16 protein-coding genes are annotated in these 16,491 nt (G+C 38.9%); 15 read left to right on the forward strand and 1 reads right to left on the reverse strand.

Features of this window, described 5'->3' with window-relative positions; all coding sequences use genetic code 11:
• Positions 1-142: 142 nt before the first annotated feature.
• The gene (locus MED121_RS15460; RefSeq protein WP_009834650.1) at positions 143-1,321 is read left to right on the forward strand and encodes a hypothetical protein; all 1,179 of its coding nucleotides are present in this window, start codon (positions 143-145) and stop codon (positions 1,319-1,321) included.
• A 61-nt stretch (positions 1,322-1,382) separates the two neighbouring features.
• Here the strand turns inward: MED121_RS15460 and MED121_RS15465 are convergent, their stop codons facing one another.
• Entirely contained in the window at positions 1,383-1,865 is a 483-nt protein-coding gene (locus tag MED121_RS15465) for a nuclear transport factor 2 family protein (protein WP_009834651.1), read from the reverse strand.
• A gap of 111 nt (positions 1,866-1,976) precedes the next feature.
• Here MED121_RS15465 and MED121_RS15470 point away from each other — a divergent pair, with 111 nt between their 5' ends.
• The 14 genes from MED121_RS15470 to MED121_RS24430 all read left to right on the forward strand — a co-directional run.
• Positions 1,977-2,924, forward strand: a complete 948-nt coding sequence (locus tag MED121_RS15470) for a helix-turn-helix domain-containing protein (RefSeq protein ID WP_009834652.1) — start codon at positions 1,977-1,979, stop codon at positions 2,922-2,924.
• A 57-nt stretch (positions 2,925-2,981) separates the two neighbouring features.
• Positions 2,982-3,758 (forward strand): transporter substrate-binding domain-containing protein, encoded by a 777-nt coding sequence (locus tag MED121_RS15475; RefSeq protein WP_009834653.1) that lies wholly within the window; start codon positions 2,982-2,984, stop codon positions 3,756-3,758.
• A 282-nt stretch (positions 3,759-4,040) separates the two neighbouring features.
• Entirely contained in the window at positions 4,041-4,262 is a 222-nt protein-coding gene (locus MED121_RS23800; RefSeq protein ID WP_009834655.1) for a hypothetical protein, read from the forward strand.
• A gap of 101 nt (positions 4,263-4,363) precedes the next feature.
• Positions 4,364-6,835: a DNA polymerase III subunit gamma/tau gene (gene dnaX / locus MED121_RS15485; protein ID WP_009834656.1), complete on the forward strand. Its 2,472-nt coding sequence runs from the start codon at positions 4,364-4,366 to the stop codon at positions 6,833-6,835.
• Between the two features lie 11 nt (positions 6,836-6,846).
• Positions 6,847-7,173 carry a YbaB/EbfC family nucleoid-associated protein gene (locus MED121_RS15490; protein ID WP_009834657.1) on the forward strand — a complete coding sequence of 109 codons (327 nt, stop codon included), beginning with the start codon at positions 6,847-6,849 and terminating at the stop codon, positions 7,171-7,173.
• A 32-nt stretch (positions 7,174-7,205) separates the two neighbouring features.
• Positions 7,206-7,802 carry a recombination mediator RecR gene (gene recR / locus MED121_RS15495; RefSeq protein WP_009834658.1) on the forward strand — a complete coding sequence of 199 codons (597 nt, stop codon included), beginning with the start codon at positions 7,206-7,208 and terminating at the stop codon, positions 7,800-7,802.
• Positions 7,750-8,946: a ribonuclease D gene (rnd, locus tag MED121_RS15500; protein ID WP_242603218.1), complete on the forward strand. Its 1,197-nt coding sequence runs from the start codon at positions 7,750-7,752 to the stop codon at positions 8,944-8,946. Before recR ends, rnd begins: the two co-directional genes overlap by 53 nt.
• 41 nt (positions 8,947-8,987) lie before the next feature.
• Positions 8,988-9,284 carry a YcgL domain-containing protein gene (locus MED121_RS15505; protein ID WP_036180900.1) on the forward strand — a complete coding sequence of 99 codons (297 nt, stop codon included), beginning with the start codon at positions 8,988-8,990 and terminating at the stop codon, positions 9,282-9,284.
• On the forward strand, positions 9,285-9,764 hold the full coding sequence (locus MED121_RS15510; RefSeq protein ID WP_009834661.1) for a YcgN family cysteine cluster protein: 480 nt from the start codon (positions 9,285-9,287) through the stop codon (positions 9,762-9,764).
• A gap of 80 nt (positions 9,765-9,844) precedes the next feature.
• The gene (locus MED121_RS15515; RefSeq protein WP_009834662.1) at positions 9,845-11,719 is read left to right on the forward strand and encodes a vWA domain-containing protein; all 1,875 of its coding nucleotides are present in this window, start codon (positions 9,845-9,847) and stop codon (positions 11,717-11,719) included.
• A 17-nt stretch (positions 11,720-11,736) separates the two neighbouring features.
• On the forward strand, positions 11,737-12,522 hold the full coding sequence (locus tag MED121_RS15520; protein WP_009834663.1) for a class II glutamine amidotransferase: 786 nt from the start codon (positions 11,737-11,739) through the stop codon (positions 12,520-12,522).
• A gap of 23 nt (positions 12,523-12,545) precedes the next feature.
• Positions 12,546-12,896 carry a 5-carboxymethyl-2-hydroxymuconate Delta-isomerase gene (locus MED121_RS15525; RefSeq protein ID WP_009834664.1) on the forward strand — a complete coding sequence of 117 codons (351 nt, stop codon included), beginning with the start codon at positions 12,546-12,548 and terminating at the stop codon, positions 12,894-12,896.
• A 645-nt stretch (positions 12,897-13,541) separates the two neighbouring features.
• The gene (locus MED121_RS15530) at positions 13,542-16,088 is read left to right on the forward strand and encodes an ExeM/NucH family extracellular endonuclease (RefSeq protein WP_009834665.1); all 2,547 of its coding nucleotides are present in this window, start codon (positions 13,542-13,544) and stop codon (positions 16,086-16,088) included.
• A gap of 164 nt (positions 16,089-16,252) precedes the next feature.
• Positions 16,253-16,491: hypothetical protein (locus MED121_RS24430; RefSeq protein WP_009834666.1), on the forward strand; the 239-nt coding region annotated here is incomplete at its 3' end.

Raw genomic sequence — 16,491 nt, forward strand, 5'->3', positions numbered from 1 at the left:
AGCTGCCTTTTTTTATGTTAATGCTTCTTGATAATGTGTTTTTACTGTGGATTTTGCCTTGTTTTTTAATCATTTTAATGATTTCGATGAAGTTCGGTGTTAAAAATTAATCATAGTCAATTATCAATGCGGAGAAAAAATTATGAGTGACATGAATGTAAATGCCGGAATGGATGATGAAATGCTCAAGATTTTAAATGAGTTCATTGTTCAATTAGATAAGAAAGATGAAGAGGAAGCTAAGGAAGAGGCTCTTATTAAAAAGCGTAAAGCCGCTGTAATGGCAAAGATAAACCAGGAAGGTAAACTGACTCAAGGCTTTCGTCTGGTTAAAAATGACAGCCTCAAGCCAAAGCTAGCTGCCTTAAGAAATAAAATAGAAACCTATGATTATCAAAATGCGGCGAATAAAAATCAGGATCAAGTGATTCTGGATATTATGACTAAAAAAGATTCATTATCTAATTACATGGATGCAGCAACCAATGCCAAGATAAAAAGTGGCAATATTGATAATGCTGCTAGGCATCAGATTGCAAATACTCAATTAAAGCGTAAACAATTGTTTTTGATGTTTGATGAAATTGCTACTGCGCAAATGGAGTTGATTGAGTTCTCGAAAAACATTCAAAGTGTAGTGGGCTCTAAAGATGCCGTTTTAAAGCAGCCGCCTGGTGCTTACGGTGGCTTAAAAGATTTCCATGGTGCATTAGATAAAGTGACAAATCGTAAGCGTAAATACGATATGGGTGACTTAAAAGATGCAGCTCGTATGACGATTGTCTTCACTAATATGAATGATATGATTGTTGCAAAAAAACTCATCATTTTATCGCAAGAATTTAATTGTATAAAAGACAAACAGTCTGTTTTAAAGGATAGGTATGGTACCAGTAAAAATGCTGAGCATAATTGTGGTGCAACAGCCGCTGGTTATAAGGATATTAAGTTCTTTTTGAAAATGAGTAATGGTCATATTGCGGAACTTCAGTTGAATACTGAAAATATGATGCAAGCGAAGAAAAAGGGCCACATTATTTATGATATCTTGCGCGACGGTGGTAATTTAGATAAACCTTTTACCATTGTTAACCAAGAAGTTATTAAGAAAGTTCTTAAGAATATGAATGAGAAATGGTTCACTTTTATTGCCAACCGTGTACCTAAAGCAAAAGATGATATTCCTTATATGCAAGGCATAGTGAAACGTATTTCAAATGGTGAAATGTCATTGAAAATCTCTTTGGAAGATATCAAGGTGTTGTCTCGTGTAAGCTTGTTAGTGTATGAACAAGGTGATAATGGCCGCGCTTTAATGTAATTCATTATCGGTCTCATCATTTTTGGGGTAACCAAGGCTTGGTTACTCCAAGGTGATTTAGTTAGCTTTTAGCCTGATATTGTTCTTGTCTCTCGATAAATTTATCTAGTCTCATTTTTGCTGTCGATTTTACCTTGTTTTTAAATACAGCACTCCAGCCCAATAATAAACCGCTCATTCCAAGTGCTTGCCTGCTCCAGCGCCAAAAATCGAATGAATCTTTATGATTAATTATCTTGCCATCTTTAAATTTAAAGCTTGCCGTTATGATATTTTCAACCGAACGTCCTGTCTGACTAAAGGTATAGTTAGCTTGCCAAGTGACTATAGGTTGTGAGCCATTTTGTGAAATAACATAGGTTAATTTAAAGTCTTTTGCCTTTTCACAAAGCATATGCCACATGGCGTGAATCTCTTTATTCTGAAGATCAAAAACCTCATCCCCGAATTCAGCGTCCTTGTGGTAGCAGCTTGCCATGGTTTTATAGTCTAGTTTTTGAAATGCTTGATAAAAGGTGTTGAGAGTGGCTTCTTCGCTGCTCATGAAAACTCCTAGTTTAAGTGGTGTTTAGGGTAAGTCTAGTCGATGATGAAGTGTGAATTAAGAGGCTTTAATGCTAACTTAGGGTGGTGATTAGGACATAAGGAATATTAAATGAAATGCACTATTTTGGTCAGTCAAGGTTCACCTCTTTCGACTGTGATAGGTCCTTACGAAATGTTTCAACTTGCAAATAGTCTAGTCGAGAAAGAGAGGCGAATTGAAATAAATGTTGTTGGTACCCAGTGTTGGTTAAAAGAAGCAAAAAACTTCGAATTCAAACTGGTGAAGACATTTAATGAAGTTGAGCGAAGTGACTATATTGTTATTGCACCACTGGGACGAATAACACCAAACTCCTTAGTGTTTGAGCAAGCTTTGCTTGATTGGTTGCAAGGGCAGTATCAAGAAGGCAGCCGACTTATTAGTTTATGTACAGGTGCATTTTTGTTGGCGGCAACTGGGTTGTTAGATGGCAAATCGGCCACAACCCATTGGCAATATGATAATGAGTTTCAGCAAGCTTACCCCAAAGTTTTATTAAAGAGTCATGAAGTGATTTGTCAGCAAGGCCGCTTGCTAACAAGTGGTGGTGCAAATGCTTATCAGGATCTTATCTTGCACATTATAGGAGAGCAATTTGGTCAGGCTGTTAAAAGGCAATGTGCTAAATTACTTATGTTGGATTTCTCTCGCAAAAGTCTTCAGGTCTTTCGGACTCCAGACAAGATGAGAAGGCATCTAGATGAAGATATTCATATATTACAAGACTGGTTGCAAGAGACGCTTGCACAGCCTTTTAAGCTTGACCAGCTGGCCCAAAAAATTAACTTAAGTGACAGGCAGGTTAAACGTAAATTTGTGAAAGCAACGGGTATGCCGCCTTTGATCTATGTGCAATATATGAGGGTTGAGTTGGCGAAAGAATATCTGCTTGAGACTATCTGGAATGTTGAAAAAATAAGTGATGCGGTTGGGTACCAAGATGTTCGCTTTTTTAGGGGATTATTTAAGCGTCATGTCGGAATCAGCCCTAGCCAATATCGACAAAATTTTACCTGATATTTTTATAGTGTTTAACACGGCTAAACTTTAAAAGAATAATAAAAAGAGGTAGGTATGAGGTGGTTTAAAATTTGGCTGATTTTCTTGATATGCTTGCCTGTTTTTGTGTCAGCACATAGCTTCAAAATTGTCGGTATTCAAGGTGCGCCACTGAGGTTTTACGATGAAAACCAGCAGTTAGTCGGTATCGATGTTGATGTGATAGATACCATAATGAAAAAGCTAGAGGTTTCATACGAGATCGAGATTGTTGCTTCATCTACAAGGCTAAAGCACCTATGGCAAGATCCAAATGTTGATATGATTTTGACCTATTCCTATAAAACTGAGAGAGCGCAATATTTAGACTATCCAGAACAGTCACATGTTACTTTAAGTTGGAATTTCTTTCTTCTAAAAGAGAATCTAGGCAAGTTTGATTTTGATACATTCGATGACTTTAAGGGGTTAAAAATAGGTGCAACACAGGGTTTTTCTTACACAAAGGCATTTTGGGAGGCCGCTGACTCGGGTGTCTTTACGTTAGATATGGTTGTCAAAAATGAGTTGAATATGAATAAGCTTTTGCACGGTCGTTTTGATACTTATGCAAATAGTCGTATAGATACGCTTTTTCAAGCAAGGCAAGGGGGTTATCTGGATAAAATCACCTTTCTTCAGAAGCCACTTAAAGAAAAGCAATATTTTAATACTTTTGTCAAAGTGTCTGATTATCCCTATATCGAAAGTATCAAGCGTCGTTATGATATTGAACTTCAAAAAATGCGAAAGGAAGGAGTCCTGCAAGTAATTTATGATAAATACCTAGGTAACCAAGAATCCTATAAGTAACGCATGTTTAAAGTAATTTGAAGGTGATTATGGAAAGTGATATTACATAAAAATGAATTTAAAACCTACAGAGTCGGATGTGGCTTCGGTTTTTAATGGACTATGTGATTACAACGATGGTTTTTTTCCGGATGTGAAAGAATCGACGCTTGTCTTAAGTTTAGATAATAATGTGGGGAATATTGTAACTGGCATGGTAGCAATAATTGTAGGGAGCGTTTTACATATTGATTATTTTGGATTCCAAATAAAATACGACGCCAACATTTAGGATGTCGTTTAATGAATCAAATAGGGAGCTTTGCTTTGTCTCATCAATTAACCTCGATTTGTTTAGATACCTATACTTTTCAAGCGCCATTATTTTATCAGCGTCTTGGCTTTATTGAAGTTGGGCGTTTTGTAAATTTTCCTGTTGCTGGTGTCGATAAAGGTTTTTTTCAAAAATCTTGCTTGATTAGAATTTATGGCAAGTCTGTGTTTGCTTGTTTCTTATGCAAATAATTGAATATTAATAAGTTTCAACACTTTCGTGCGCTAAAGTGTTGGCCCATGTGTCTGACTACCGTACAATGAGGATCCGCGTAAAAAAGCTAGCATGGATCATGAGTTATCAAGTATTAGCACGAAAATGGCGTCCTCAAAATTTTATTGAACTTGCAGGTCAAGATCATGTATTACAGGCTTTAGTGAATGCTTTAAAACAGCAGCGACTTCATCATGCCTATTTATTTACAGGTACGCGTGGTGTGGGTAAAACCACCATAGCGAGAATTTTTGCTAAATGCTTGAATTGTGAGACTAATGGTATTTCTCCTGAGCCTTGTGGAACCTGTGGCAGTTGTGTTGAGATTGCAGAAGGTCGTTTTGTTGACCTTATTGAAGTCGATGCAGCATCTCGTACAAAGGTAGAGGATACCCGCGAACTACTAGAAAATGTGCAATATACCCCAACGCGTGGTCGCTTTAAGGTGTACTTAATAGATGAGGTGCATATGTTGTCCACTCACTCTTTTAATGCCTTATTAAAAACCTTAGAAGAGCCGCCAGCCCATGTAAAATTTTTGCTTGCTACCACTGATCCGCAAAAATTGCCTGTTACGATACTTTCAAGGTGTCTTCAATTTAATTTAAAAAATATGTCGCCTGGCAGGGTGGTTAATTACCTTGAGAAAGTATTGACGACAGAGCAGCTAAGCTATGATGAAGCAGGATTGTGGCAAATTGGTCAGGCAGCTAATGGCAGTATGCGTGATGCTTTGAGTTTAACAGATCAAGCTATTGCTTTTGGTAATGGGCATATCAGCGAAACAGATGTCACTTCTATGCTGGGTTTGGTTAATCAGGCACAAGTGGTTGGGTTATTAGACGCTATCGTTCAAAGTGATGCGGCAAACCTGCTTAAATTAGTGAATGATTTAGCGGATTATCAACCGGATTTTGTGGCAATATGTGCCTCATTATTAGACTTGTTGCATCGTATTGCGATTGAACAGCAGGTGCCTGGTGCACTTGAAGATCAATTAGGCGATTTGGCTAAGGTTAAACTCATCGCTCAGCAAGTGCCGAGTGAAGTAATTCAGCTCTTTTATCAAACCATGCTAATTGGCAAGCGAGACTTACCGCTAGCTCATTCTCCTAAAGCAGGTTTTGAAATGCTGTTGTTGCGTTTGATTGCATTTCGCCCCGCTCAAGCGACCAGTGTCTCTACCTCTCCTGTCGCACTTGTTACTCACACGCCCGAAAGTACATCTTCTGCTTCTGACGCGTCTGAGCCCCTAATTCAAAATGAAATTGACTCTTCTGTACAAGAGATAACAGCAAAATACCCTGATGTTAAGCATGAAATTGATCAGGCAATCTCTGTCGCTACTGACGTTGAAAAGAATTTAGAACCGCTTAAGCCTTTAACTAATGAACCTTCAACTAATAAACCTTTAATTAATAAAACTTTAAAGGGCGAAGGTGATAAGGCGACTATTGATCAGCAAGGTGAGCAAAAAGACGAGACCCTCAATGTCACTGCAGAGAAACATTCGCCAGTAAATTCTGCCTCAGCTTCTGTATCATCTCAAACAACTGAAATGGATACTAAACCGCCATTTGAAGCAGACGAAAAGCCTAAGGTATTGGATCAAGCTGCTGCCAAAGAAAAAATGGCAGATTTAAATAAAATAATGCAAGACCAAGGCGAAACAAAGCCTGATAGTGCAGAAACACTTGCTTCAGTTACAGAGACAAAACTAGCGGCTAAAGAGCTTGATTCATTACCTGAGCAAGACGTTGAAGCGAGTTTAAATGAGGATGATGCTGCAGCTCAACAGCGCCAGACACCTGCTTCAACTGGACTATCTCAACAAACTCAAACGGATCAAGCGTTGAATAATGATGCGTCAGAGGATAGTGGCTTAGAGGTTGATGGCTCAGAGGATGGTGACTTAGAAGATAGTGACTCAGAGGATGACATTGAGTTAATTGATGATCATGCAATGGATCGCTCCGCAGAGTTGGTGGCAGTGATGCAATCTCAAACTATTGAAGTTGAAGAGATTGCACCCATAACAGAGACAGAGGCCCTTGTTGAAAAAGCAATAGCAACTAACCTAGAAGATGTGAGTTACACTAAGGCCCAAATTATTGTTCAGCCTGCTTTAGGTGAAAAAGTAGAGCCTATTGATCACTTTTCTAAGATGACAATGCAAATGTGGTGGTTGATTGCGCCACGATTGCCTTTAACCGGGTTAGTACAAAATATTTTAATGAACTCTTGCATGTTAGAAGCAGGAGAACAAGGTATTAAACTTGAGGTCCCGTTAGAATACGGGCATATGCTAAACCAAGTTAGATACGAACAAATACAAGGGGCGATTAGCCATTATTTTGATGCAGTCGTCCCTCTTATAATTAATACAGTAGAAGATGTTTCTGGTGTAACCGCAGAAGAGTTTGCTGCCAGCAAAAGGGCACAAGCAATGCAAGAAGCCATTGAACATCTAAATGCTCACCCAATCGTGCAAGCTTTATCAAGCACCATGGGTGGTCAACTTATTTATGACAGTGTCAAAATCAAAGCGTAACGGAGAATAAAATGTTTAAAGGTGGTATGGGCAATATCATGCGCCAAGCGCAAAAAATGCAAGAGAACGTACAAAAAGTACAAGACGAAATTGCCAATATGGAAGTTGAAGGTCAATCTGGTGCAGGCCTGGTAAAAATTACCATGACAGGTCGTCATGATGTTAAGCGTGTTCAAATTGACGACAGTCTCTTTGAAGATGATAAAGAAATTTTAGAAGACCTTATAGCAGCAGCGGTTAATGATGCTGTTCGCAATATTGAAACAACACAAAAATCAAAAATGGACGCAGCAACAGAAGGTATGCCTCTACCTCCTGGTTTTAAAATGCCATTCTAAATTCATCAAAATATATGAAAAGGTATTAGAAAGTGGTATTTAGCCCATTAATTGCTGAGTTAATCGAATCCCTTCGATGTTTACCTGGAGTGGGCCCTAAATCTGCTCAGAAAATGGCCTTGTACTTATTAGAGCGAGATCATCAAGGGGCTGATCGACTAGCCGAATCATTACGTACTGCTTTAGATAAAGTAGGGCGTTGTTCGAGTTGTCGAAACCTGACAGAAGATTTGGAATGTCAGATTTGCAGTGCGACGGATAGGGATAGTAAAACAATCTGTATTGTTGAAACCCCCGCCGATGTTGCTGCCATGGAGGCTTCAGGTCGATTTAATGGGCGCTACTTTGTGCTTTTAGGTCATCTATCGCCAATTGATGGTATTGGACCTGATGAGCTAGGTTTGGATCGATTGGAAAATATTGTTGAAACCAACAAGGTTGAAGAAGTCATTATTGCAACCAATTCAACCCTTGAAGGGGAAGCGACGAGTCATTATATCGCCGAAATGCTCAAGTCGAGTGACATTGAAATTACCCGTATTGCTCATGGTGTGCCTATGGGCGGTGAATTAGAATATGTCGATGGCAATACACTTGCCTTGGCGCTGGATGGTCGGAAAAAGTTATAACATGAGCTTAAACAATAAAGATGTACCAATAGTCTGGGTTGAGAAAGATGATGATCTGGTAAAATGGTGTGATCATTTCGCTGCTCTTCCTGTGATTGCAGTTGATACAGAGTTTATTCGCCGAACGACTTTTTACCCCATTACGGGCCTTATACAAATCAGTGAAGGTGAGCATGCGGTATTAGTTGATCCACTTGCCATTAGTAATTGGCAGCCTCTTATTGACTTGATGACAAATCAATCCGTGGTAAAAGTGTTTCATGCGTGTTCGGAAGATTTGGAAGTATTTGATCGTTTGTTAGGTGTGGTTCCTAGCCCTTTTTATGATACTCAGGTTGCAGAAGCTTATGTGAGTGGGCAATGGTCGCTCAGTTATGTGAAGTTGATTCTGGCCTATAAAAATATCGAAATAGCTAAAGACGAGACGCGATCGGACTGGCTTAAGCGCCCGTTAACCGAAGCGCAAAAACGCTACGCTGCTTTGGATGTTATCCACTTGATCGATGTTTATCACACTCAGATGGACGCCTTGGATAAGAAAAATATGCTTGCTTGGGCGCTTGAAGATGGAGCCGCCATTATTCATCAATACCGACTAAACAGTGACCCTGAACAGAATTGGTTTAATGTGAAGTCTGCCTGGCGTTTAAATCCAAAAAGCCTCACACTTTTACGATTGTTATTTGTGTGGCGTGATAAAACGGCAAGGGCAGAAGATGTACCAAAAGGTCAGGTGATAAAAGACCGTACCTTGTGGGCAATTGCAAAGTTTTTCCCTGATAACCATAATGCGTTATCAAGAACAGAGGAAATGACAGGTCGTCAGCATCGTCTTTATGGTGAACATATTTTAGAAACCGTGGCCTTAGTAAAAGAGTTGAGTCAGGACGAGTATCAGCTAGCACTTGATATGCCATTGCCTTCTCAAGCGGGCGAATTATCCAAAGCAATTAAGGCGTTTGTGGTAGAAAAGGCAAAAGGTTTGGGCATTGCGCCTGAGGCTGCGCTTAAAAAGAAACAATTAGACCCTATTGTAAGGCATCTATTTTTAGGCGAAGCCTTAACGCTAATACCACCTACTATGACAGGCTGGCGAAAAGCTGAAATCATTGAGCCGATATTAGAACGATTTGCTAAAGCTTAATTTAGTAAAACCTATGAACTAACTTTGAAACGATTAAGATCATGGCATTAGAAAGAAAAATAGTACAAGTTTTCCGTTCCACCAAACAGGACGAAATGTACATCTATGTAACAAAAGAAGATGGCTTAGGGGTTGTGCCTGAAGCCCTAATGGAAAGGTTTGGGCGTGGTACACCAGCGATGGTGTTATTACTTGATGAAAACAAAAAGCTCGCGCGTACTGATGCAAAAACAGTGTTGACATCGATTCGAGATCAAGGTTTTTATTTGCAATTACCCCCGACAAAAGAAGAGTCATTGCTGGACCTTTATAAAACTCCGACTAAGGCAGTTTATTAAATGATAGCAAAGCGTTATCAGCCTTATTGGGAAACTAAAACCCTGTCACAAATGGAAGAGGCTGAGTGGGAGAGTATCTGTGATGGTTGTGGCAAATGTTGCCTGCAAAAATTACAAGATGATGAAACCAATGAAATCTACTATACCGACCTTGCTTGTCAGCAGCTAAATATCAAGAGTTGTCAATGTAAGGTATACGAAAATAGATTTGATCATGTGGATTCTTGCGTTGATTTAACGCCAAAACATTTGGATGATTTTGTTTGGTTGCCTGATACCTGTAGTTATAAAGTGCTACATGAAACAGGTAAGTTGCCTGATTGGCATCCTCTTCTAATAGGGGATCATTCAAAGATGTTAGCGCAAGGGCTAACTGTAAAAGACTATGCCATAAATGAGAATAAAGTGCCTGAAGAAGATTGGGAAACCCATGTCATTAGATGGGTTCATGGTATGCCGGAGCATCTAGACTTAGATTAATCAGTCTATTTGCTATTAGGTTAACCTCTTTAAGGGAAAGCGATCAAATAAGCAAATGTATTTTGACTAAGGAATAATCTATGTTGTTACGCCTTCTGGTGGCTATGTGTTTGTTTTCAATTACCGCTTTGGGTCATGCCAATACCCAGTTTAGAGTCATTGTAGATGCTTCTGGTAGCATGAACATCAGTGATCCAGACCGCTTAACATCCGAATCCATGAGGTTAATTGCCGACTTAGCACCTGAACAAGAGTCGAGTTTAGGGGTATGGCTATTTGGCGAACAACCTAGGGTGTTATTACCTGAAGCTCCTATCTCGACAGATCTAAAGTCCAGTTTAAAAAATAATCTAGGCGGTTATGTTACGGAAGATGTGCAGACCGATTTAGAGTCAGTTCTAAAGCTCATGCTAAATACACCTCCTGCCCCTGGCATACCTAATGATGCGGAGCAACACTGGATTTTAGTCACTGATGGTATGGTTGATATCAGCTTAGACCAAGAAGTTAACGATTTATCCCGTAAAGCAATTCTGACACCTATTTTAGATGAGCTTATTGAAAGGGGGATTCATTTACACACAGTGTCAATGACAGGCTATACGGATGCTGAATTATTAAAAACCTTATCAATTAAAACTGACGCAAGTTATACCGAAGTTGCGGTGCCAGAAGATCTTCTGAGTACGTTTAACCGTATTTTTACCTCGGCAAATAAAACAGATGAAATCCCCTTTGAAGACAATACATTTTTCATTGATGAAAGCATCGATGAGTTTACGCTGTTAGTTTTTCATGATTTTGGTAAAAAACCAAAAGTCATTGCGCCCAAGGGAGATGTACTAACCCTTGAGGATGATCAAAAGGTAAATGTGGCCAATGGCTTTCGTTATACCTTAGTCACCGTTGAGAAACCTACCTTAGGTACTTGGCAGGTTGAAAATGTCAATATTGAAAAATCCAGTATCCGCATTGTCACGAATTTAAAAGTAGAAGCAAGCAATCTTGCGTCAGTTCTTTTTATTAACGAACCACTTTTCTCCAGTATCGGTTTGTATGAAAACGGTGAGCTAATCAAAGATCCGATTTTGCTGGAAGTCTTAACTGCAAACCAGTCTTTGATTCGTCATATGGGTGAATTATCTGAGGTGGTTGACGAGAAAGAGTTAGAGCAAAGCAGCTTTCAATTCAAAAATAAAATTGACTCATTGATGACAGAGGGAGATTACGAACTCCGCAGTTTCTTAGATGGGCAGTCTTTTGCACGTAAACTGAGTCAATTCTTTACCTTAACGCCTGCGATTAATCTTAGTGTTGATGTTGATTATGGTTTAACGGGTTTTAGTATCAAACCCAGTAACCTTCGTCTAAACCTGTTTAGAAGTCAGGTGTTTTTAGAGGTTGAATACAGTGACGGAACGCGCTTCGAGGGTGAGCTGCCCTTAATTGGAGCGGGATTTTGGCAGAAAATGGTGCCTGCAAAAAATCTTGATTTTATTGCTCGTGCTCGCTTAAAGGGTGTCACACAAACGGGTATAAGGTTTAATTATGTAACACCGACATTTCGCCATGTTTATAGCAAGCCAGTATTTTCAGATCTACTGACAGATGAAGACCCTGGTGCTGCTGTGACTGATTTTATTGCGGAAAGTCGAGAAGGTTTTGCAGGTGTTGAAAACGAAGTAAAGCAAAGCTTAGAAGATAGATTGAAGTTTGAAATTGATGCACAAGAGCTTATGGCTGATGTCAAAACGAGTATTGATGAATTTGGTGATTCAAGCAAAGAGGCTGTGGAGGAGGTCATTCCTGAGGAAGAATTAAACATTTCTTCCAATGAAATCATCCTTTATGGTGTATTGAATGCTCTTGGTTTCGCTTTAATTGGTGCTGGTATCTGGTGGTTTAGAAAACGCAAAAAGTCACAACAAGTGTCGGAAGAGACTGACCTTGCTTAATAGGATAATGAATTTATATGTGTGAATTACTTGGCATGAGTGCAAATGTGCCAACCGATATTTGTTTTAGTTTTGCAGGTTTAAGAGCGAGAGGGGGGAAAACAGGACCTCATAAAGATGGCTGGGGTGTTGCTATGTACCGTGAAGGGCAAGTCTGGTGTATTCATGACCCAAGACCTAGCGCAGATTCAGACATGGCGGATGTCATTAGTAAAACCTCGTTAAAGTGCGATGTTGTTATCAGTCATATACGACAAGCAAATGTAGGTGAGGTGTGTTTACCCAATACGCACCCTTTTTATCGACAGATGTGGGGTAAAACTTGGAGCTATGCTCATAATGGGCAGCTAGAGAATTCTGAATCTTTGTGCTCTGGACATCATCAAGTATTAGGTAGTACTGACTCAGAAAAAGCTTTTTGTTGGTTGTTAGCAAGGTTGCAAGAGGCGTTCCCTCATTCTGAGCCAAGCGTAGATCTGTTAGCCAATACATTGCATAAACTTGCTGACACCCTGAGAAAAATGGGTGTGTTTAATATGATGTTGTCTGATGGGGAAAAACTCATTTGTTATTGCACTACAAAACTTCACTGGATCACCAGGAGAGCGCCTTTTAAGCAGGCGACTTTATCGGATGATGATGTGAGTGTTGATTTTAAAGAGGTGACGACGGATAAGGATGTTGTCACAGTGATTGCGACTCAACCTCTAACGACCGATGAAACCTGGCATGAAATGCTAACAGGGGAGTTATGTGTGTTTTCTCAAGGTGAACTTGTCGAGCAAAGAAAATTGATTAATTAAACTAGATCTTACAAGGATGCTTAATGCCACATTGTATTGTAGAGTTCTCAAACACCCTTAGGGCTCATTTAGAACCAAATGAGTTAATGGATAAAGTCACACAAGGTGCGGCTGAGTCGGGTTTATTTGAATTGAAAGATATCAAAACACGCGCGATGGGCTTTGATTACTTTCAGAGCGCAGGTCAATCCGAGAATGCTAACTTTATACATGTCGAAATTAAACTCTTAGCGGGACGTGAATTATCACAACGCCAGCATTTGTCTGCTTCTGTACTGGACTCTCTGTTAAAACTTAATCTTAATCATATTTCTATTTCAGTTGAAATAAATGATCTAGACACACCTTGTTATGCAAAAAAAGTAATCGATTAACCTTCATTCAATTATTTGGCCACCTTAATTTTAGGGTGGCTATTATAATCTCTTCTCTTAGTATTATTAGATTCTTCTAATCTAGCTATAACTGCAAAAAATGTATTTGAATGCTTAGGTCACCTAAAGGGAACTGGCTTGATGCCTGTCAGTAATCTCTTAATAGTTATTTAGAAGTCTAGTCTTGTTAGGTTTCTAAAAACCTGTTTCACAATATAAAAATATCATATTAAGACTTTAATCATCAGTAGTTTAATTAATAGTGTTTTCCATTACTTAATATCACTATTTCACTTTCTAGTGTAATAACTGATATTACTATAAGGAAATCTTCTTGTTGAATCTATACATGATTCCTTCAAAAAAATGATCATTGTTGCGCGTAAAGATTGCATGAATATTAAACAATAAGATTTTATATAAATAATGAATATTTTTTTTGTAAGGCTGTTCGAAAGGTCAGGATTGTGTCATATTGCTGAAAGTATTAGGAAATGACAGTTATTTACTGTCTTTTTTTATGCTCATTCTATAGATATAAAAAAATAAACGCTTGAATTTGATAATTTGAAGGATCGAATTAATTTAATTTGCTAAAGGAATTAGCACCCAGTTCTTGCTTAAAAAAATGAATGGAGACTAAGAGTGAAAAGCTTACCTTTAAAGACGGTATTAGCGGCATCAATAGCTAGTACGCTTGCATCAACGGCCTCGGCTGATTTAATTATTAGCCAATATGTTGAAGGCAGTAGTTATAACAAAGCAATAGAAGTATACAACACAAGTTCTAGTTCAATTAATTTAGCTGATTATAAGTTGGTTAAATATTCTAATGGCAACGCCGATTCACCTAATGACATTGCTTTTAATGAGATTACGTTAGCGGCGGGTGACGTTTTAGTTATTGCCAGCTCATCTGCAAGTGATTCTATTTTAAATGTTGCTAACCAAACTTCCTCATCAATAAACTTCAATGGTGATGATCCTGTTGCTATTGTGCGTGTGAGTGATGGTGCAACCTTGGACTTCTTTGGTCAGTACGGTGATACGGATTTTGCAAAAGATGCGACTTATGATCGAATTGAAAATACTCCAATTGCCGACGGTTCATGGAATGCAGCGGCTTGGAATGTTTTAGCTAAAGATAATTATGATGGGTTGGGTGCAGCGCCAGGTGGCGATGTCGTTATCGAAGATCCCTTTACATGTACTGATCAAACTTTGACGCCAACATATGCGATTCAAGGGAGTGGTGATTCGAGCCCATTAGTGCCTGAAGGTAGTTTTTCTGGGGAGACAGTGTATACCTCAGGGATAGTAACAGATATCACTACGAGTCTGTACTCAGGTTTCTTTATCCAAGACGCTAATGGCGATGGTGATTCTTCTACGTCAGATGGTTTATTTGTGTTTTCAAATACGACCCCATCAGGTTTAGCTATTGGTGATGAGGTGTGTGTTCAAGGCCAGGTTTCAGAATACTATTCCTCTACACAGATTTCGATGAACTCAGGGTCATATGAAATTTTAAGTACAGGTAACACCTTGAGTCCAACGCAATTGGATCTTGATGACGAGCAGTTATTGCATGCGCAATTAGAACCTTATGAAGGCATGTATGTTACTACAACAAACTCCGATCTAATTGTTTCTCGTAACTTTAGTTTCGACTATGACTCTTATCGCAATAATATGGTGTTAAGTCATCAAGAGCCTATTTACAAGTCTACTCATTTGTATGTTGCAGGTTCTGATGAAGAAGTTGCATTGGCTGAGAATAATGCAAAAAGCACCTTGTATGTTGATACAGATGCGAAGCCTGCTAATGGCGTTATCCCTTACTTTCCAGACTTTAACCCAGAAGATGGTTACATTCGTGTTGGTGATGAAGTCAGTAATTTAACGGGTGTGGTAGCTTATAGTTATAGCCAATATCGTTTAATTGCAAATGATGATGTTGTACTAGTAAAATCTGATTTTAGTCGTGATTTAGACTCAGATAGAACTTCTTACGGTCCTATTCTATCAGCGGATGGAAATTTAAGGGTTGCCAGTTTTAATGTATTAAACTTGTTTAACTCACCCTTTGGTGGTGATGCGAATGCCCATGGTGATAATCGTGGTGCAGAAGAAAGTACTGAGTATCAGCTGCAACTGACTAAGATTGCTAATGCCATTAGTATGATAGATGCTGATATTGTTGGATTAATGGAAATCGAGAATAATGGCTTTGGTGAAGCAAGTGCGATTGCGGCATTAGTTGATCAAATTAATACCACACAAGCTGCTAGTGCATTGCCTTATTCTTACGTATCAGCTGGTGATGATGTGGGAACAGATGCTATTGCTGTTGGTCTTATTTATCGTGCTGATGTGGTTTCTTTAGTGGATGATGCTGTAAAAATTGATATGCCAGAACAGCATGGTACGGATGCAGAAGGCACCAATTTTGATAAATATATGCGTGTGTCTTTATTGCAAAAATTCCAGCATATTGAATCTAAACGTAAGCTAAGTATTGTTGTTAATCATCTTAAATCTAAAGGTTCTGCTTGTATTGAAGACACAGCAAATCCTGAAGATGCTCAAGGTAGCTGTAATGCCTTTAGAGTCTCTGCTGCAGTTACGCTAGGCGATTACATTGCAACTAACGTACAGGGTGATGTACTTGTTATGGGTGATCTAAATGCCTATGGTAAAGAAGATCCAGTACGAGTGTTAACTGACTACGATCCGCTAACAGCAGAGCGTAAAATCGTGACTGCAGAGCAAGCTACATTAAATGGCGAAGACCTTAATGGTGGTGCTTCAGTTGAAGTTAGCCAGTCTTACGGTCTGACGAACTTGGTTGAGCACTTCCAAGGTGCGAAAGGCTATTCGTACACTTATAGTGGTGAGCTAGGTAGCTTAGATCATGCTTTGGCAAATGCATCTTTGATGAAAAGTATCGTAGCGACGGATGATTGGCATATTAACTCAGCTGAATCAAACTTGTTTGAATACTCTTCACAATATACTGGCGATTTAGTGAAGTCTGATAATGCTTATTCATCTTCAGATCATGACCCTGTAATTATTGAAATTGACTACGAAAAGCGTGGTGGTGGAAATGGTGAAGGCCCAAGACATGATTCGCCTTTAGAGTTTTTGTTTAACCTGTTTAAACGAATTTTCTCTTTCTTTTGGCGTTAATTTGTTAGCTTATCGGTGATGAATAAAGCTGCCACTTTGGTTAAAGTGGCAGCTTTTTTATGTGTCTTGCATGTTGTTTTACTTTGTTTCTATTTAAAGGTTTTTACTGCACTCTAAGCTTGATATAGTTTTGTTTAAATAGGTTAAATGGAATTTATCAAAACATGGTTAAATCATTTCTCTCCCTAGTTAGTCTTTGTTTTTGCTGCGCTTCTTCTTCCGTTTTTGCAAATGAGATAAATGAGTCCGACTTAGTTCAAGATGAAAGTCTTCTAGACGAAACTTCCCATGGTTTTTTTATTGCACCAGGTTTTGTTTACTCAAATTTGGATATTGATAGTAATTATGCCAATGAGTCAGTTGATACTGATGCCTTTGGCTTAGACGTTTCTTTAGGGTATGA

Source organism: Marinomonas sp. MED121, assembly GCF_000153025.1.
Classification (GTDB): Bacteria; Pseudomonadota; Gammaproteobacteria; order Pseudomonadales; family Marinomonadaceae; genus Marinomonas.

Excerpts from the sequence above, each read along its gene's own strand:
- MED121_RS23800 (WP_009834655.1), top strand. The coding sequence starts at position 4,041 with ATGAATCAAATAGGGAGCTTTGCTTTGTCTCATCAATTAACCTCGATT.
- rnd (WP_242603218.1), top strand. The coding sequence starts at position 7,750 with ATGTCGATGGCAATACACTTGCCTTGGCGCTGGATGGTCGGAAAAAGT.
- MED121_RS15470 (WP_009834652.1), top strand. The coding sequence starts at position 1,977 with ATGAAATGCACTATTTTGGTCAGTCAAGGTTCACCTCTTTCGACTGTG.
- MED121_RS15520 (WP_009834663.1), top strand. The coding sequence starts at position 11,737 with ATGTGTGAATTACTTGGCATGAGTGCAAATGTGCCAACCGATATTTGT.
- MED121_RS15465 (WP_009834651.1), bottom strand. The coding sequence starts at position 1,865 with ATGAGCAGCGAAGAAGCCACTCTCAACACCTTTTATCAAGCATTTCAA.
- MED121_RS15510 (WP_009834661.1), top strand. The coding sequence starts at position 9,285 with ATGATAGCAAAGCGTTATCAGCCTTATTGGGAAACTAAAACCCTGTCA.
- dnaX (WP_009834656.1), top strand. The coding sequence starts at position 4,364 with ATGAGTTATCAAGTATTAGCACGAAAATGGCGTCCTCAAAATTTTATT.
- MED121_RS15515 (WP_009834662.1), top strand. The coding sequence starts at position 9,845 with ATGTTGTTACGCCTTCTGGTGGCTATGTGTTTGTTTTCAATTACCGCT.
- MED121_RS15505 (WP_036180900.1), top strand. The coding sequence starts at position 8,988 with ATGGCATTAGAAAGAAAAATAGTACAAGTTTTCCGTTCCACCAAACAG.
- MED121_RS15475 (WP_009834653.1), top strand. The coding sequence starts at position 2,982 with ATGAGGTGGTTTAAAATTTGGCTGATTTTCTTGATATGCTTGCCTGTT.
- MED121_RS15490 (WP_009834657.1), top strand. The coding sequence starts at position 6,847 with ATGTTTAAAGGTGGTATGGGCAATATCATGCGCCAAGCGCAAAAAATG.
- MED121_RS15460 (WP_009834650.1), top strand. The coding sequence starts at position 143 with ATGAGTGACATGAATGTAAATGCCGGAATGGATGATGAAATGCTCAAG.
- MED121_RS15525 (WP_009834664.1), top strand. The coding sequence starts at position 12,546 with ATGCCACATTGTATTGTAGAGTTCTCAAACACCCTTAGGGCTCATTTA.